The 18,096-nt window shown below is 65.1% G+C and carries 8 protein-coding genes; 5 read left to right on the forward strand and 3 right to left on the reverse strand.

Going from position 1 to position 18,096, the window contains the following annotated elements:
- Positions 1 to 312: 312 nt before the first annotated feature.
- On the reverse strand, positions 313 to 9,834 hold the full coding sequence (locus tag LNV28_RS21060) for an SPM autocatalytic domain-containing protein (RefSeq protein ID WP_263520069.1): 9,522 nt from the start codon (positions 9,832 to 9,834) through the stop codon (positions 313 to 315).
- 537 nt (positions 9,835 to 10,371) lie between these two features.
- Between LNV28_RS21060 and LNV28_RS21065 the strand changes: the two genes are divergently transcribed.
- Positions 10,372 to 11,328, forward strand: a complete 957-nt coding sequence (locus LNV28_RS21065) for a glycosyltransferase family 2 protein (RefSeq protein WP_263520070.1) — start codon at positions 10,372 to 10,374, stop codon at positions 11,326 to 11,328.
- 16 nt (positions 11,329 to 11,344) lie between these two features.
- On the forward strand, positions 11,345 to 12,004 hold the full coding sequence (locus tag LNV28_RS21070; protein WP_263520071.1) for an acyltransferase: 660 nt from the start codon (positions 11,345 to 11,347) through the stop codon (positions 12,002 to 12,004).
- Positions 12,005 to 12,305: 301 nt separating this feature from the next.
- Here the strand turns inward: LNV28_RS21070 and LNV28_RS21075 are convergent, their stop codons facing one another.
- Positions 12,306 to 13,268, reverse strand: coding sequence for a class I SAM-dependent methyltransferase (locus LNV28_RS21075; RefSeq protein WP_263520072.1), 963 nt, complete (start codon positions 13,266 to 13,268; stop codon positions 12,306 to 12,308).
- Between the two features lie 195 nt (positions 13,269 to 13,463).
- Positions 13,464 to 14,168, reverse strand: coding sequence for a GntR family transcriptional regulator (locus LNV28_RS21080; RefSeq protein ID WP_263520073.1), 705 nt, complete (start codon positions 14,166 to 14,168; stop codon positions 13,464 to 13,466).
- Between the two features lie 93 nt (positions 14,169 to 14,261).
- Here LNV28_RS21080 and scpA point away from each other — a divergent pair, with 93 nt between their 5' ends.
- The 3 genes from scpA to meaB are packed head-to-tail and all read left to right on the forward strand — an operon-like array spanning position 14,262 to position 18,035.
- Positions 14,262 to 16,439: a methylmalonyl-CoA mutase gene (scpA, locus tag LNV28_RS21085; RefSeq protein ID WP_263520074.1), complete on the forward strand. Its 2,178-nt coding sequence runs from the start codon at positions 14,262 to 14,264 to the stop codon at positions 16,437 to 16,439.
- A 19-nt stretch (positions 16,440 to 16,458) separates the two neighbouring features.
- The gene (locus LNV28_RS21090; protein ID WP_263520075.1) at positions 16,459 to 16,998 is read left to right on the forward strand and encodes a GNAT family N-acetyltransferase; all 540 of its coding nucleotides are present in this window, start codon (positions 16,459 to 16,461) and stop codon (positions 16,996 to 16,998) included.
- Positions 16,995 to 18,035, forward strand: a complete 1,041-nt coding sequence (gene meaB / locus LNV28_RS21095) for a methylmalonyl Co-A mutase-associated GTPase MeaB (RefSeq protein WP_263569038.1) — start codon at positions 16,995 to 16,997, stop codon at positions 18,033 to 18,035. Before LNV28_RS21090 ends, meaB begins: the two co-directional genes overlap by 4 nt.
- The last annotated feature ends 61 nt before the right edge of the window (positions 18,036 to 18,096 follow it).

Raw genomic sequence — 18,096 nt, forward strand, 5'->3', positions numbered from 1 at the left:
ATCGAAGCTCTTGGAACGCTCCGAATCCCTTCCGGCTTCTGTTGGATTTCGACGCCGTGAGGACAAACTTGAGAAGGCACGGCGGCCGCGCCCAGGGCGAGGCGGCCCGCCGTTTTCACAAACTGGCAGCAGCTTCATGCTTGTACCTCCCGCATTTGGGGGGGATGGAGTAGCGCGGCGTACAAACCGTGACTAGTTGGCGGGCGCGCCTGTCCTGCCATACCTTCAATCAGGCCTTCACTCAGGCGTAGTCGCCGGCGCGGCAGAGGAATGGCAGTGAAAGGGGTGAAAGCGTCGGTCATGGGGTTCACCTCAAATCAGGCCCGTCAAGGCCGTATCGTCGTCGTCGAGTTCGCGCTTCAAAGCCTGCAAATGCAGGCTCATGCCGCCTGATTTCGTGAGGGCAGAGGCGGCCAGCTGTGGCTCGCCGGCGCTGCTGTCGCTCAAGAGGCGGTCGCTCGGGCCGCTCAGCAAGTCGGCCAACTGGGGCAGAGCGCCGATGGAGTTCGCAGCGCTGTCGCTGGCCTTGGCAAACCAGACATCGGCCATATCGTGGTTGCGGCCATCGGCGCTTTCATAGCTGGACACCAGGCCAAGCAAATTGCCCTGGTCCATGACCGTGCCGCTCTGTGCCTGCAGATTCAGGGCCGTGATGCCCAGCTCATCCAGGGTTTTGAGTTCGCCGGCGTCGCTGCGCCCGTCGCTGTTGCCGTCGACCCAGATGCGCAGGTCCTTGAAGGCTGCGTCCCCCTGGTCCAGGCGCTGGTCAAAGTTCAGGTCCAACTCGCGCATGGCGAGGAAGCCGTTGGCGGCCCGGCTGCCGTCGGCCAGCAGGGTGCCGGAACCGAACAACTCGCGGCCATTGTTGATCTGGCCGTCGCCATTGCGGTCCATGACCAGCAGGCCGTCCTGAGGGGCCGCCCAGGCCCATTGCGCGCTTTTGCCGGTGCCGAACAGGTCAAACTGAACCCCGTCTGCCGCAGCCAGGGTGTGAACGCCGTCGCCGTTCAGGTCCAACACGATGGGGGTGGCGGATTGCAGGGCGTCGAGCTGCTCGGCCGAGAAGCTGGCCAAGGCGGCGTCCGAGAAGGACAGCACCTGGCTCATATTCAGCTGCGCCAGGTCCTCCGGGTCGAAGCCGACCACCTGGTCGGTGGTGAAACTGTGAATCTGCTCGGTGGTCAGCCCGGCCATCTGAGCCGTGGTGAAGGCTTTGATGTCATCACTGTGGAAATGATCGAGCTGCTCGGTCGACAAGCTGCCAAGCTGGTTGGAGCTCAGGGCCGCGATCTGCTGAGTACCCAGGGCCTCGATGTCCTCGCTGCTCAAGGTCGCCAACTGATCGGTCGTCATGGCCCGAACAACGGCGGTGCTGAGCACCGAGATCTGTTCACTGCTCAGCGCTGCGAACTGGTCGGTGCCCCAGCCCATCAGGGCCTGGCTGCCCAGTGCGCGGATGTCTTCGCTCTGAATGGCCGCGATATCGGCTGCTTCTATGCCCTGCATCTGAACCGAGCTCAGCACGGCGAATTGCGCGCTGTTCAAGGCCCCGATTTGCTCGGAGCTGAAGGCTGCGAGGTCCTCCGAGGCCAGGCCGCGCACGGCACTGCTGCCCAGCGCCGCAATCTCGTCGCTGGCAAAGGTCACCAGCTGCTGGGTGCCAAAGGCCGCAACCTGGCTGGAGCTCAGGCCGCTGATTTGATCGCTGTCCAAGGCCCTGACGTCGTCGGTGGCCCAGCTCTGCATCTGGCTGGTCGTCAGCGAGCTGACCTGCACGCGGCTCAAGGCGCCAACCTGTTCGGTGTCAAAGGCATTGAGCTGCTGGCTGTTGAAGCCGCGCAGGGCGAAGATGCTCAGAGCTGCCACGTTCTCGGTGCTCAGCTGGGCCACCATCTCGGTGCTGAAGCCTTGCAGCTGCACGGAGGTGAAGCCGCGGATCTGCTCGGTGCTGAAGGCGTTGAGTTCGTCGGTGCTGATGGTGGCCACCTGGGCCGAAGTCATGGCGGCAAACTGGCTGTTGGTCAGCACCTTCAATTGCTCCGAGGTCAAGGCCCGGAACTGTTCGGTGCTGAGCGCCTGGACGGCAGCGGTCGAGAGCTGGCGCAGGTCTTCGGTCTGCAGGCGTGCAAGCTGGTCGGTGCCTATGCCCTGGACCTGGGCCGAGGTCATGGCCGCCGACTGGTCGCTGCTCATGGCAATGATCTGGTCGCTGCCCAAAGAGCGGATCTGGGTCGAACTCAGGCCGCGCCAGGCGGCTGTGCTGATGGCGGCAAAGTCTTCCGTCGTCAACGTGCGGATCTGCTCGGTGCTCAGCGCGGCGATCTGGGCCGAGCCCAGAGCATTGAACTGGCTGCTGCTCAAGGCATTGAGGTCATCGCTGCCCAGGCCCTGGATCTGGGCCGTGGTCAGCGAATTGACCTGGTTGCTGCTGAGCGCCTGAATCTGGTCTGAGCTCAGTGCCGCCAACTGGCTGCTGCTCAGCGCGCGCAGGGCGCTGCTGTTGAGGGCGCGCAGGTCCTCGGTTTGCAGGAAAGCCAATTGTTCGGTGCTCAGGCCCACGACCTGGCTGCTGTTCAGGGATGCGCTCTGCGTGGTGCTGAGGGCCTTGATCTGCTCGCTGCCCAGCTGGCTGATCTGCAGCGAACTCAGGCCGCGGAGACCGGCGGTGCCGATGGCGGCGAAGTCGTCGGTGGCGAGCAGTTTGAGCTGATCGCTGCTCAGCGTGGCGACTTGGCTGGAGGCCAGGGCCTGGTACTGTGTGGTCGTCAGCGCGCGCAAGTCTTCGCTGGTCAGGCCCATGAACTGGGTGCTGGTCAAGGCGTTGATCTGGGCGGTGCCGAGCTGGGCCAGCTGATCGGACGACAAGGCCGCGATCTGCTCCGTGCTGAGCGCGCGCAGGCCGGCGCTGGACAGGGACTGCAGGTCGTCGCTGGCCAGTTTGCTGATCTGCTCGGTGCTGAAGCCAGGTGTCTGTGCGCTGCCCAGCGAGGCGATCTGGTCCGTGCTCAGGGCCAGGATTTGCTCGGTGCCTAGGGCGCCCAGCTGGCTGGAGCTCAAGCCACGCAGACCGCCCGTGCCAATCGCGGCCAGGTCATCGCTGTTCAGGCTGCGCAGCTGCTCGGTGCCCAGTGCCGCGATCTGGCTGGATGCAATGGCGGCGAACTGCTCGCTGCTCAGGGCATTGAGGTCTTCGCTGTTCAGGCCGCGGATCTGTGTGCTGGTCAGGGCATTGATCTGGTTCGTGCTCAGGGCCACCAACTGATCCGAGCCGAGTGCGGCGATCTGGTCCGTGCCCAGATTGCGCAGCGCATTGCTGCTCAGCGCGCGCAGATCGTCGGTGGCGAAGGCCGCGATCTGGTCGCTGCTGAAGCCCTTCATCTGGCTGCTGGTCAGGGTGGCGGCCTGGGCCGTGGTCAGGGCGCGGATTTCGTCGGTGCTGAGGCTGCCGAGCTGGTTGTGCGGTGAGGTCACCAGGGCCGCCACCTGGGCGGTGGTGAGCGCGCTGATCTGATCGCTGTTCAGCGCCGCAAACTGATCGCTGCTGAGCACGCGGATTGCGCCCGTGCTGAGTGCACGCAGGTCGTCGGTCTGCAGCCGGGTGATCTGCTCGGTGCTCAGTCCCAAGACCTGCACGCTGCTCAGCGAGGCCGCCTGGGCGGTGCTCAGGGCGATGATCTGCTCGCTGCTCAGCGCGCCAATCTGCGTCGAGCTCAGGCCGCGCAGGCCGGCGGTGCCGATGGCCGCGAAGTCCTCGGTGCTCAGGCTGCGCAATTGATCGCTGCTCAGCGCGGCCATCTGGGCAGAGTTGATGGCAGCGAACTGCTGCGAAGTCAGGGCATTCAGGTCCTCGCTGCGCAAGCCCTGAACCTGGGTGCTGGTCAGGGCATTGACCTGAGCGGTGCTCAAGGCTGCGATCTGATCCGAGCCCAAGGCCGCGAGCTGATCGGTGCTCAAGGCGCGCAGGGCGGCGCTGTTCAAGGCGCGCAGGTCATCGCTGGCCAGCTTGGCCATCTGATCGCTGCTGAATCCTGCCACTTGGGCGCTGCTCAGGGTGCTGGCCTGTGCGGTGCTCAGGGCGATGATCTGGTCACTGCTCAGCACGGCGAGCTGGGTCGAGCTCAGGCCGCGCAGGCCGCCCGTGCCGATGGCGGCAAAGTCTTCCGTGCCCAAGGTGCGCAGCTGTTCGGTTGTCAGCGCTGCGATCAGGCTGGAGCTGATCTGGCGCAGTTGCTCACTGCCCAGTGCATTGAGGTCATCGCTGGCCAGGCTGCGGATCTGGTCGCTGCGCAGGGCGTTGATCTGGGCCGTACCCAAATTGCGCCATTGCTCGCTGCTGAGCACCGCCAACTGGTCGCTGGAGAGCGCTCTCAGGGCGGCCGAGTTCAGAGCCATCAGGTCGTCCGTGGCCAGTTTGCTGAGCTGCTCGGTGCTCAAGCCCGGTACTTGAGCGGAGGTCAGCGAAGCGGCCTGAGCTGTCGTCAAAGCGATGATCTGATCGCTGCCGAGCGCCGCCAGCTGGATCGAGCTCAGGCCGCGCAAGCCGGCCGTACCGATGGCGGCGAAGTCTTCGGTGCTCAGGGCGCGCAGCTGTTCGGTCAGCAGGGCGGCGACCTGGGCGGAATTGATGGCCTTGAATTGGCTCGATGTGAACGCGTTGAGGTCATCGCTGGCCAGCGACTGCACTTGTGTGCTGGTCAATGCATTGACCTGAGTCGTGGTCAAGGCGGCCAGCTGCTCGCTATTCAGGGCGGCCAGCTGGTCGGTGCCCAGGGCGCGCAAGGCGGCCGTCTTCAGGGCCCGCAGGTCTTCGGTGGCCAGGGCGGCGATCTGCTCGGTGCTCAGGCCACGCACCTGGGCACTGGTGAAGGCCGCCACTTGGGCGCTGCTGAGCGCCCGGATCTCGTCGCTGCTGAAACTGGCCAGCTGGTTGATGGGCGCGCTGCCCAGTGCGGCGATCTGTGCCGTGCTGAGGCTGGCCACCTGGTCCGAGCCCAAGGCTTGCAGTTGTTCACTGCTCAGTGATTTGATGACCGCGCTGCTCAGGGCGCGGAGATCATCGGTCTGGATCTTGGCCAGCTGCTCGGTGCTCAAGCCTTGCGTCTGTACGCTGTTCAAGGCGGCGGCTTGGGCCGTGCTCAGGGCGACGATCTGCTCCGTGCTCAGCGCGGCGATCTGCACCGAACTGAAACCCTTCAGGCCGGCACTGCTGATGGCCGCAAAGTCTTCGCTGCGCAGGCCATGGACTTGTTCCGTGGTGAAGGCCGCAGCCTGGGCTGAGCTCAGTGCGCGAAACTGCGCCGTGGTCAAGGCGTTCAGGTCCTCGCTGCTCCAGGTCCTGATCTGCTCGCTCGTCAAGGCGTTGACCTGGGCCGTGCCCAGAGCCGCGATTTGCTCCGATCCCAGGGCGCTCAGCTGTTCGCTGCGCAAGGCGCGCAGGGCGGCGCTGCTGAGCGCGGCCACATCCTCGCTGGCCATCTTGGCAATTTGATCGCTGCTGAGGCCGGCCACCTGGGCGCTGGTCAGCGAGGCGGCTTGCGCCGTGCTCAAGGCCTTGATCTGATCGCTGGACAACCAGCCCAGCTGGGTCGAACTCAGACCACGCAGGCCGCCGGTACCGATGGCTGCGAAATCGTCGGTGGCCAGGCTGGCCAGCTGCTCGCTGCTCAAGGCCGCCACCTGGGCCGAGCTGAGCGCGCGGAACTGTGCCGTACTCAAGGCGCCCAGGTCTTCGCTGCGCAGGCTTTGGAATTGGCTGCTGCTCAGACCGTTGACCTGAGCCGTGCTCAGTGCCGCAATCTGGTCCGAGCCGAGAGCCGCCAACTGATCGCTGCTGAAGGCACGCAGGGCGCTGCTGCTGATGGCACGCAGGTCGTCGCTGGCCAGCTTGCTGATCTGCTCAGTCGTGAGGCCGGCTACTTGGGCGCTGTTCAAGGCAGCCGCTTGAGCCGTGGTCAGCGCGACGATCTGATCGCTGCTCAGCACGGTCAGCTGGGTTGAGCTCAGACCCTTGAAGCCGACCGTGCCGATGGCGGCCAGGTCTTCGGTGTTGAGGTTGCGCAGCTGTTCGGTGCCCAGGGCGGCCACCTGGGCCGAGCTGATGGCGCGGAACTGGGCGGTCGTCAGGGCATTGAAGTCTTCCGTGCCGAGGCTGCGCAGCTGGGTCGTGCTCAGGGCGTTGACCTGCGCGGTGGTGAGCGCGGCGAACTGGTCCGAGCCCAGGGCTGCGAGCTGGTCGCTGCTGAGCGCGCGCAGGGCGCCGGTGTTCAGTGCCTTCAGGTCATCGGTCGCCAGCTTGCTGATCTGCTCGGTCGAGAAGCCGGCCACCTGGGCGCTGTTCAGCGAGGCGGCCTGCGCGGTCGTCAGGGCGACGATCTGATCGCTGCTCAATGCAGCCAGCTGGGTGGAGTTCAGGCCCCGGAGGCCAGCGGTGCCGATGGCGGCGAAGTCTTCGGTGCTCAGGGCGCGCAGCTGCTCGGTCAGCAGGGCAGCGACCTGGGCGGAATTGATGGCCTTGAACTGGTTGGACGTCAAGGCGTTCAGGTCTTCGCTGCTCAGCGACTGCACTTGCGTGCTGGTCAGGGCATTGACTTGCGCGGTGCTGAGCGCGGCGAACTGGTCCGAGCCGAGTACGGCCAGCTGGTCGGTGCCCAGGGCGCGCAAGGCATTGGTGTTGAGGGCGCGCAGATCCTCGGTCGCGAAAGCCGCCCATTGTTCGGTGCTCAGGCCACGCACTTGCGCGCTGTTGAGCACGGCGGCCTGGGCGGTGGTCAGGGCGCGGATCTCGTCCGTGCTCAGGGCCGCGAGCTGGTTGACCGGGGTGCTGGTCATGGCCCCGATTTGCGCGGTGGTCAGCACAGCGATTTGGTCCGAGTCCAGGGCCGCGATCTGCTCGCTGCTGAAGGCTTTCAGTGCGCCCGTGCCCAGGGCACGCAAGTCGTCGGTCTGCAGCTGGTGGATGTGTTCGGTGTTCAGGCCGGCGACCTGGGTGCTGCTGAGTGAGGCCGTTTGGGCCGTGCTCAGGGCGATGATCTGGTCACTGCTCAGCGCCGCGATCTGGCTGGAGCTGAAGCCGCGCAGGCCGGCGGTGCTGATCGCAGCGAAGTCCTCGGTGCTCAGCGCGCGGATCTGATCGGTGCTCAGTGCCGCGGTCTGGGCCGAGTTCAGGGCGCGGAACTGGGCCGTGCCCAGGGCCCCGAGGTCCTCGGTGCCCCAGGCGCGAATCTGGGTGCTGGTCAGCGCGCTGACTTGTGCGGTCGTCAGGGCGGCGATCTGGTCGGAGCCGAGTGCCGCCAACTGGTCGCTGCTGAAGGCGCGCAGGGCGCTGCTGCTGATGGCCCGCAGGTCGTCGCTGGCCAGCTTGCTGATTTGCTCGGTCGTGAGGCCGGCCACTTGGGCGCTGTTCAATGTCGCGGCTTGAGCCGTCGTCAGCGCGACGATCTGGTCGCTGCTCAGCACCGCCAGCTGGGTCGAGCTCAAACCCTTGAATCCGACCGTGCCGATGGCAGCGAAGTCTTCGGTGTTGAGGCTGCTCAGCTGTTCAGTGCCCAGGGCGGCCACTTGGGCCGAGCTGATGGCGCGGAACTGGGTGGTCGTCAGGGCGTTGAAGTCTTCCGTGCCGAGGCTGCGCAGCTGGGTTGTGGTCAGGGCGTTGACCTGCGCCGTGGTGAGTGCGCCGAACTGGTCCGAGCCCAGGGCTGCGAGCTGCTCGCTGCTCAGCGCACGAAGGGCGCCGGTGTTCAGGGCTTTGAGGTCATCGGTGGCCAGCTTGCTGATCTGCTCGGTCGAGAAGCCGACCACCTGGGCGCTGTTCAGCGAGGCGGCCTGCGCGGTCGTCAGGGCGACGACCTGATCGCTGCTCAATGCAGCCAGCTGGGTGGAGCTCAAGCCCTTGAGCCCGGCTGTGCCAATGGCCGCGAAGTCTTCAGTGCTCAAGGCACGCAGCTGTTCGGTCAGCAGGGCAGCGACCTGGGCGGAATTGATGGCCTTGAACTGGTTGGACGTCAAGGCGTTCAGGTCTTCGCTGCTCAGCGACTGCACTTGCGTGCTGGTCAGGGCATTGACTTGCGCGGTGCTGAGCGCGGCGAACTGGTCCGAGCCGAGCACGGCCAGCTGGTCGGTGCCCAGGGCGCGCAAGGCATTGGTATTGAGAGCGCGCAGATCCTCGGTCGCGAAGGCTGCCCATTGCTCGGTGCTCAGGCCACGCACTTGCGCGCTGTTGAGCACGGCGGCCTGGGCGGTGGTCAGGGCGCGGATCTCGTCCGTGCTCAGGGTCGCGAGCTGGTTGACCGGGGTGCTGGTCATGGCCGCGATTTGCGCGGTGGTCAGCACAGCGATCTGCTCCGAGTCCAGGGCGGCGATCTGCTCGCTGCTGAAGGCTTTCAGTGCGCCCGTGCCCAGGGCACGCAAGTCATCGGTCTGCAACTGCTTGACTTGTTCTGTGTTCAGGCCGGCCACCTGGGCGCTGCTGAGGGAGGCCGTTTGGGCCGTGCTCAGGGCGATGATCTGATCGCTGCTCAGCGCGGCGATTTGGCTGGAGCTGAAGCCTCGCAGGCCGGCGGTGCTGAGCGCGGCGAAGTCCTCGGTGCTCAGCGCGCGGATCTGATCGGTGCTCAGCGCTGCGGTCTGGGCCGAGTTCAGGGCTCGGAACTGGGCGCTGCCCAGGGCCCCGAGGTCCTCCGTGCCCCAGTTGCGGATCTGGGTGCTGGTCAGCGCGCTGACTTGTGCGGTCGTCAGGGCGGCGATCTGGTCGGAGCCGAGTGCCGCCAGCTGGTCGCTGCTGAAGGTGCGCAAGGCGCTGCTGCTGATGGCACGCAGGTCATCGCTGGCCAGCTTGCTGATTTGTTCGGTCGTGAGACCTGCCACTTGAGCGCTGTTCAGCGAGGCAGCCTGAGCGGTCGTCAATGCGACGATCTGGTCGCTGCTCAGTACGGCCAACTGGGTCGAGCTCAAACCCTTGAAACCAACCGTGCCGATGGCAGCGAAGTCTTCAGTATTGAGGCTGCTCAGCTGTTCGGTACCCAGGGCGGCCACTTGGGCCGAGCTGATGGCGCGGAACTGCGTGGTCGTCAGGGCGTTGAAGTCTTCCGTGCCGAGGCTGCGCAGCTGGTTCGTGCTCAGGGCATTGACCTGCGCGGTGGTGAGCGCGCCGAATTGGTCCGAGCCCAGGGCCGCAAGTTGCTCGCTGCTCAGCGCGCGCAGGGCGCCAGTGTTCAGTGCCTTCAGGTCATCGGTCGCCAGCTTGCTGATCTGCTCGGTCGAGAAGCCGGCCACCTGGGCGCTGTTCAGCGAGGCGGCCTGCGCCGTGGTCAAGGCGACGATTTGATCGCTACCGAGGGCGGCCAACTGGGTCGAGCTCAGGCCCTTGAGCCCGGCCGTACCGATGGCGGCGAAGTCCTCGGTGCTCAGGGCACGCAGCTGCTCGGTCAGCAGGGCGGCGACCTGGGCGGAATTGATGGCCTTGAATTGGCTGGAGGTGAGTGCGTTCAGGTCTTCGGTCGCGAGGCCTTGAATTTGCGTGCTGCTCAGTGCATTGACTTGGGCCGTGCCCAAGGCGGCAAACTGGTCCGAGCTCCAAACCCCAAGCTGATCGGTGCCCAGGGCGCGCAAGGCACTGCTGCTCAGCGCGCGCAGGTCTTCGGTCTGGAAATGACGCACCTGCTCGCTGCTGAGCGAACGAATGGCAAAGCTGCTCAGCGAGGCGAACTGCTGGCTGGTCAGCGCCTGGATCTGCTCGCTGGAGAACGCCGCCCAGTCTTCGCTGGAAAAGCGAGCGAGCGTGCGCGTGCCCAGACCGGCGATCTGGGCCGTCGTCAGATGCGTGACCAGAGTTGTCATGGTTGGCTCACCGGCTGCGTTGCCATGGCGCTGTATCCTCGGATTGCGTTCCGGGCGGCGGCGTGAAAGGCCTGGGTCTGGCTGGAGTTCCTGCTCGTCCTAACACCCGTACTCGGCTGCGCCCACCCCGGCCCAGGGGCATGGCGACTGGCCTGCACAGGCGTTTGCACGCGGCGCATCGGTCGAGCGCTGCGTTCAGCAGCTCCCGTTCGCGGCGCGGCAAATTCCACAAAAGAGCAGACAAACAAGGTCTTTTCCAAGCACCGTTCGGCTGCCCGCGTGCTAGCGATTTCGGCGCCGGTCCAGAGGACTTGAGCGCTCGAATTTGCCAGTGCGGCGGTTTGACACAGGGCGGCGGTGTTCATGAAAAGTTTTTTCTCAAGTTTCTTCCAGGTTTGCCGATGCTAGAGACGGACGCCCTGCGCGAAGGCCCCATAAACGGGGCCATTACTCGCCTGTTCGCGTCCTATGGCGTGGGGGTGTGCGGTTGTAATGTGCAGACCGCAAGCTGCGGTGAGCCCGAGCGCGCCCTGAGCCATGCACATCACCACCTTGATCCCGGCCTACAAGACCAAGTACCTGCAGGAGCTGCTGGCCGGCCTGCTCACGCAGACCCATAAGTCGGACCGCATCATCGTGTCCGACGACAGCCCGAACGGCGAGTTCAGCGAGGCCCTGCGTTCACCGCGTTATGCCCAGTGGGTGGCGGCCTTGCCGCTGGAGATTCACCGCGGGCCCCGTGCCGGCGCGTATGAGAACTTCAAACATCTGGTCAAACTCTGGGGCGGCAGCGGTGAGCTTTTTCACATCCTGCTCGACGACGATGTGATCTTTCCCGACTTCTACACCCAGCATCTGGCGGCGCACGCCATGGCCGAGGTGTCCTGCAGCATCAGCGCGCGCTGGACCGCCAATGAGCGCGGTCAGCCCATCGAAGGCATGCCGATTCCTGAGGCCATCTTCAGCTCCAACAACCGCATGCTCTCGGTCGGGCCGAACGCCTTGTTCAGCAGCACCGTGCCCCTGTGTCAGAACTGGCTGGGCGAGTTTTCCAACTGTGTGGTGCGGGCGCGTTGCGCCGAACTGCTGGCGCAGCCGGCGTTTGGCGAGGTGTCTTATGCCGGCTTGTGGGACCTGGGTTTTTTTCTGGCGGCCAGCCTGCAAGCGCCGGTGGCCTATATCCAGGACCGTCTGGGCTATTTCCGCGCCGGTGGCGAAGGGCACTCGGCCCAGTTCAATGGCCCCCATATGAAGGGTGCCCATCTCGGCTTTGTCGCCCTGGCGATTGGCGGCCTGCGTCTGGGCAAGCTCAGTGAGGCACAGGCCCAGCTTTGCTACCGCGGCATTGGCAATGCCCTGAGCAAGGGCTATGCCGAGCAGGCCGATATGCAGGGCTTCGCCCAGCTATTGCCACGCATGGCCGCCGGTGAACCCGGCAGCGAGGCCGAGTTCCTGCTGGCCTGGCGCCAGTTCCTCGACACCCACGGCTTCTGAGTCCCGGCCCACCGACATGAGCATGCAAAACCGTCTGGAACGCTGGCGTGGTCTGATCTCGCGCAGCCCGCCTTTCGAGCTCGAGACCTGGGTGCGCGCGCTGCTGGTGCACTACTTCTTTCATGTCTCCGACAAGGGCCGGATCGAGATCAGCGGGGCCGGCTCGCGCAATCTCAACTTCCTCACACCTACAGTGCTCAAGGGGGCAGGGCGCATTCGCCTGGCCACCAGCACGGTGTTCGGTGTACCGCGTTCACCGGGCAGCTATGCCTGCAGCTATGTCGAGGCGCGCACGCCCGACTCGCTGATTGAAGTCGGCCCTGGCACGGTGTTCAACAACCGCTTGAACTTGATTTCGGAAGGCGCTGCCATCCGTTTCGGTGCCAACTGCCTGGTTGGTGCCGAGCTCCAGGTCATGGACAGCAATCTGCACGACCTGCGCCTGGACCACCGCCGCGAGCCCGACCCGCAGCCGGCCGAAGTCGTCATTGGCGACGAGGTCTTCATCGGCTCGCGTGTGACCATACTCAAGGGCGTGCGCATCGGTCGCGGTTGCGTGATCGCGGCCGGCTCGGTGCTGTCTCCGCATTTCCAGGCGCCCGAGCTGTCCATCGTGGCGGGCAATCCGGCGCGGGTGGTAGGGCGGGTGGACGAGAGACCGGACGGAAGCGCCTGAGTTCAAGGAACGAGGCTCACGGAGCCTCTCAACTCGCGCAGTGCCGGGGCTTGCGAAGCATTTTCTGTGCTGCCTGGATGCGGCACGGAGCCGTCGTTCTCTGCGGTTTCAGTTCGAACGCAGAGTGCGCGGAGGACTGCAGAGGTCGCAGAGAGAGGAACAAGACTGTCGTCTCAGCGTACTTTGCGGTTCTCTGCGAGCTCTGCGTGCCGAAACTACCTGGCGGAAGACCGTTCAGCGCCGGCTCCGGCCACTGAATCTAGTAGTCCGCCATCCCGCCCTCAAGCCTGGGCCGCCCCCATCAGGACTCGTCGCCCAAACGCAGCAAGTAAGTGTCTTCCACACGCTTGGCCCGCTCGACGCGACGGCCGAGTTCGTTCACGGCCAGGTGCAGGTCGATGGAGCCGTTGCGCGCCATCATGTCCTTCAATGTGTCAGGAATGTCGTAGCCAATGCTGGAGGGCACTTCGGCCGGGTCGTGCTTTTGCGGCGACAGGCCGGTGTACTCCCAGGAGCCCAGCATCGAGCGTTTGGCCCAGTGGTCGCTGGCGGCTACGGCCGCACCCCGGTCGACGGCGCGGCAGACGATGGAGATGAAACCGCACTCCTTGCCCGGTACATGCAGGGGGCTGTTCGAGGGGTGGCGGCTGTAGAGGCAGTCGATGGGTGCGAAGTTGAAGTAACGCAGCATGTACTCGAGCAGTGGAATGCTCGGGTACCAGAAGGTGTTGGGCTCGGTCTGCAGCTTGCCGGCGGTGTTGAAGTGCATCAGGTCCGACTGCTCGTTCACCACATTGGTGGACAGCATGAAGAGACCATTCTTCTTGACCAGCGGCCGGGCGCTGGCCAGGGTGTGCATTGGCGAGAACACGTGGTAAAGCACGCCGGAGAGGTTCACATAATCAAACGTGCCATCGGCCGCCAGCTTTTGCGATAAGTCGTACATCAGGCCGACTTCGCGGAAGTCCCAGCTGGCGCCGTAGACTTTCTGCAGCAAATCCATCTTCTCGGCGCAATGCGGCACGGCGTCGGCGGCAATGATGCGCTTGGCCCCCTTGCGATGCATCAGCACCGGGATCACGCCTTCCATGCTGCCCAGGTCCAGGCAGTCCTGGCCTTGCAAATGGGCGTTGCGCATCAGCATGCGCGGCATGTACGGGAAGTCGGCGGGGTAGGTGCCCTGGGCCACCAGATCGGGGGCCAGTTGCACGGTGTAGTACCACCATTCCTTGACGGACTTTTCCAGTGCCTCGCGTGTGACCATGATCGCGGCTCTCCTTGCTCGCCTGTTCGGCTGGTTCCAGGGGAGGTCCACCGGACGGTGCGCTGGCATGCAAGAGCATCAGCAGTCACGATTCCGAGGACCCGAATGCCGTGCAGTTTGCACGCCATGCCATGGCGCGAAGAGGCAGTGGAGCGGGGCGCTAGCGGCCCAATTCAGGGCTTTGACCGGCTTGGCTCAGGCCTGCGTCGCGGCGGCCAGCCCGTTGTCGAAGTGGGCCCGCATCAGTCGGGCGGCTTCGTCGGCGTGCCGCTCACGCAGGGCTTTCATCAGCATGCGGTGCTCTTTCAGGGAGTCTTGCAGCCGGCCTTGTTTGAACAGCGAGTGGTGGCGGTTCAGCTTCATCACGCGCCGCAGGTCGGTGACGATCTGCTGACGCCAACGGTTGGCTTCGATCTCCAGCATGCGTAGGTGAAATCGCTCGTTGGCGGCGAAGAAGGCGTCGCGCTCGGCCACCTGGCGTTCCAGCTCCTCATGCAGGGCCTGCAGCTCGGCCAGGTCGGCCTCGCTGCCCTGGGCAGCCACGCGGGCGGCGGCGTCGCTCTCGAGCAGAGCCAGCAGCTGGTAGGCCTCGCGCACATCGCGCTCGCTCATCTCGGTGACATAGGCGCCGCGGCGCAGCTTCATGGTCACCAGGCCCTCGACCGCCAGCACCTTGAGCGCCTCCCGCATCGGTGTCCGGCTGATGCCCAGCTCGCCGCAGAGTTTGAGTTCGTCGATCCAGGCGCCGGGTTCCAGCTGGCGACTGAAGATTTGTTGGCGCAGATGTTCCGCCACCTCTTGATAGAGAGCGCGGTGGGCCAGTGCGTGGGCAAGCGGGAGCGCCGGAGCGGCCGTTCCGAGTGCCGGGCTGGGCTTGATCGAGCGAGGTTCGGCAGGCATGGTGGGGGTGCGTCGCCGTCAGTGTAGCGTCAATTCTGAATTTATAATTATGAATGATGGTCGCTATGATGGAGCGTCCGCAGGAGCCAAGAGATGTCTGAATCCAAGAAGCAAGCGTTCGAATTCCCGCAAGCCACGCTGGCGCAGTGGGAAAAAGCCGCCGCCAAATCCGCCCCCGGTGGCGATGTCTCGGCCCTGAACTGGCACACGCCCGAAGGACTTTCGGTCAAGCCGCTTTACACCGCAGCCGACACGGCGGGTCTGCCGCATGCCGACACCTTGCCGGGCTTTGAGCCCTTTCTGCGCGGCCCGCAGGCCACCATGTATGCGGTGCGGCCCTGGACCATCCGCCAGTACGCGGGTTTCTCCACCGCCGAAGAAAGCAATGCCTTCTACCGCAAGGCCTTGGCGGCCGGCGGGCAGGGCGTGTCGGTGGCCTTTGATCTGGCCACCCACCGCGGCTACGACAGCGACCATCCGCGCGTGACCGGCGATGTCGGCAAGGCCGGCGTGGCGATCGATTCGGTCGAGGACATGAAGATCCTCTTCAACGAGATTCCGCTCGACAAGGTGTCCGTCTCCATGACCATGAACGGCGCCGTCTTGCCGGTGCTGGCGGGCTATGTGGTGGCAGCGGAAGAGCAGGGCGTTTCGCAGGACAAGTTGAGCGGCACCATCCAGAACGACATCCTCAAGGAGTTCATGGTCCGCAACACCTACATCTACCCGCCCGAGCCCTCGATGAAGATCATCGGCGACATCATCGAGTACACGGCGCAGAAGATGCCCAAGTTCAACTCGATCAGCATTAGCGGATATCACATGCAGGAAGCCGGCGCCAACCAGGCGCTGGAGCTGGCCTTCACCCTCGCCGACGGCAAGGAGTATGTGAAGACCGCCCTGGCCAAGGGCCTGGATGTCGATGACTTCGCGCCGCGCCTGTCCTTCTTCTGGGCGGTGGGCATGAACTTCTATCTGGAGATTGCCAAGATGCGGGCGGCGCGCTTGCTCTGGTGCCGGATCATGAAGGGCTTCGAGGCCAAGAATCCGAAGAGCCTGATGCTGCGCACGCACAGCCAGACCTCGGGCTGGAGCCTCACTGAGCAAGACCCCTACAACAATGTGGTGCGCACCACCATCGAGGCCATGGCCGCGGTCTTCGGCGGCACGCAAAGCCTGCACACCAATTCGCTGGACGAGGCGATTGCCCTGCCCACCGAGTTTTCATCGCGCATCGCCCGCAACACCCAGCTCATCATCCAGGAAGAGACCCACATCACCAGCGTGATCGACCCCTGGGCCGGCAGCTACATGATGGAGTCTCTGACCCAGGACATGGCCGACAAGGCCTGGTCCATCATCGAAGAGGTCGAGGCCATGGGCGGCATGGTCAAGGCGGTGGACAGTGGTTGGGCCAAGCTCAAGATCGAAGCCAGCGCGGCCGAGAAGCAGGCGGCCATCGACTCGGGCCGCGATGTCATCGTGGGCGTCAACAAATACAAGCTGGCTAAGGAAGACAAGATCGAGATCCTCGATGTCGACAATGTCCGCGTGCGTGACGGCCAGATTGAGCGGCTCAAATCCATCAAGGCCAGCCGCGACAACGCCGCCGTTCAGGCCGCGCTCAATGCCCTGACCGAAGCCGCCAAGTCCGGTCAAGGCAATCTGCTGGACTTGAGCATCCAGGCCGTGCGCCTGCGTGCCACGGTGGGCGAGATCAGCGACGCCTTGGAGGCGGTCTATGGCCGTCACCGCGCCGACACGCAAAAGGTCACAGGCGTCTATGCCGCGGCTTATGACTCTGCCGAGGGCTGGGCCAAGCTGCAGGAAGAGATCAAGGCTTTTGCCGATGAAAACGGCCGCCGCCCGCGCGTGATGGTGGCCAAGCTGGGGCAGGACGGCCACGACCGTGGCGCCAAGGTGGTGGCCACGGCCTATGCCGACCTGGGCTTCGATGTGGACATCGGCCCGCTGTTCCAGACCCCCGAGGAATGCGCCCGCCAAGCGATTGAAAACGACGTCCATGCGGTCGGCATCTCGACCCTGGCCGCCGGTCACAAGACCCTGGTGCCGGCCATCATCGCCGCTCTGAAGGAACAAGGTGCGGACGACATCATCGTCTTCGTCGGCGGCGTGATTCCGGCGCAGGACTACGACATGCTCTATGAGGCCGGCGTCAAGGGCATCTACGGCCCCGGCACCCCGATCCCGGCCAGTGCCAAGGATGTGCTGGAGCAGATCCGCAAGTCGCTGACGGCCGCTGCGGCGTGACCGGCACACGGAGCCGCGCATGAGTGCTTATCAGCTGCAGCCGGTGGCGGCCGAAGATCTGGACGCGCTGTTCCAGCTGCGCATGGAGGCCTTGCGCCCGAGTCTGGAGCGTCTCGGCCGCTATGACCTGGCGCGCAGCCGTGAGCGATTCCAGACCTTGTTCGACCCGGCGACCATGCGCCATATTTGCCGCGGCAGCGAGCGTGTTGGCTTTCTGATGTTGCACACGCCGTCAACGGAGCCGGCGATCCTGCGCCTGGAGCAGCTGTATCTGCAGCCCGCGGCGCAAAGCCAGGGCATCGGGGCCTGGGTGCTCAGCTGGGCCAAAGATCAGGCGCGGCGTGCGGGGCGCGATCTCAGCCTCTCGGCCCTCAAGCTCAGCAATGCCAACCGCTTCTATCTGCGCCACGGCTTCAAAGCGGTGGGGGAGAGCGAGTTCGACATCGACTACCTCTGGCGCCTGCCCGTCGTTGGTGAGGAGGCCCGCCTGGCCCAGGTGCCGGACGGCATTGCCCCGGTGTGGTCGGGCGTGCAGGGCGAGCGGCCGGGGCGTGCATGACGCTCGTGTTGCCCAGCCCAAGTCTGGCACCGGCCTTGCTGGCCGGCCCTGGCCCCCAGCAGCGCCGCGCCATGGCCAAGGCCATCACCTTGCTGGAGTCGACGCGCCGCGATCACCGCGTCCAAGCCGATGCCTTGCTGACCGAACTGCTGCCGCACGCAGGCAAAAGCTTTCGCCTCGGCATCTCGGGCGTGCCCGGCGTGGGCAAGAGCACCTTCATCGAGGCCCTGGGCCTCTTTCTGATCGCACGCGGCCACCGCGTCGCTGTGTTGGCCGTGGACCCGAGCAGCAGCGTCTCGGGCGGCTCCATCCTCGGCGACAAGACCCGCATGGAGCGCCTGTCCATGGACGAGCGCGCCTACATCCGCCCCAGCCCCAGCAGCGGAACCCTGGGCGGCGTGGCCGAGAAAACGCGTGAGGCCATGCTGGTCTGCGAAGCGGCTGGCTTCGATGTGGTCATCGTCGAGACCGTCGGTGTGGGCCAGAGCGAAACCGCCGTGGCCGGCATGACGGACATGTATGTGCTGCTGCAGCTGCCCAATGCCGGCGATGATTTGCAGGCCATCAAGAAGGGCGTGATGGAGCTGGCCGATCTGGTCGTCATCAACAAGGCCGATCTCGATTGGGCGGCCGCCACCCGCGCCCAGGCGCAGATCGGCTCCAGCCTGCGAATCTACGGCTTCCATGGCCATTCGCACACCGACCACGCCACAGCGAGCAAGACCTGGCACCCGCAGGTGATGCAGCTCAGCGCGCTCAAGCCTGAGCAGGGCGAAGGCCTGGAGCGTTTTTGGGCCCAGGTGACGGCTTACCGCGAATTGCAGCAGACCCAAGGCCACTGGCTGGCCAAACGCCAGCAACAGGCGCAGAGTTGGATGTGGGAGCGCATCCATGCCGGCTTGCGCCAGCAGTTTGCCGGCTCGCCGGCCGTGAGTGCCCAACTGCCTCAGATCACCGAAGATGTGCTGCAAGGCCGACTGGCGCCTTCGACCGCAGCACGCCAACTGTTGAATTTCTTCTCCGGAGACGAGAAATGAACCCCCCACGCCCAATGAATGGGCTGCCCCCCGAGGGGGCGCGTCCTTCCTTGGGACGGCC

The sequence above is a fragment of the Paucibacter sp. DJ2R-2 genome (genome assembly GCF_025717675.1).
Lineage (GTDB): Bacteria > Pseudomonadota > Gammaproteobacteria > Burkholderiales > Burkholderiaceae_C > Paucibacter_A.

Excerpts from the sequence above, each read along its gene's own strand:
- LNV28_RS21060 (WP_263520069.1), bottom strand. The coding sequence starts at position 9,834 with ATGACAACTCTGGTCACGCATCTGACGACGGCCCAGATCGCCGGTCTG.
- LNV28_RS21070 (WP_263520071.1), top strand. The coding sequence starts at position 11,345 with ATGAGCATGCAAAACCGTCTGGAACGCTGGCGTGGTCTGATCTCGCGC.
- LNV28_RS21065 (WP_263520070.1), top strand. The coding sequence starts at position 10,372 with ATGCACATCACCACCTTGATCCCGGCCTACAAGACCAAGTACCTGCAG.
- LNV28_RS21080 (WP_263520073.1), bottom strand. The coding sequence starts at position 14,168 with ATGCCTGCCGAACCTCGCTCGATCAAGCCCAGCCCGGCACTCGGAACG.
- LNV28_RS21075 (WP_263520072.1), bottom strand. The coding sequence starts at position 13,268 with ATGGTCACACGCGAGGCACTGGAAAAGTCCGTCAAGGAATGGTGGTAC.
- scpA (WP_263520074.1), top strand. The coding sequence starts at position 14,262 with ATGTCTGAATCCAAGAAGCAAGCGTTCGAATTCCCGCAAGCCACGCTG.
- LNV28_RS21090 (WP_263520075.1), top strand. The coding sequence starts at position 16,459 with ATGAGTGCTTATCAGCTGCAGCCGGTGGCGGCCGAAGATCTGGACGCG.
- meaB (WP_263569038.1), top strand. The coding sequence starts at position 16,995 with ATGACGCTCGTGTTGCCCAGCCCAAGTCTGGCACCGGCCTTGCTGGCC.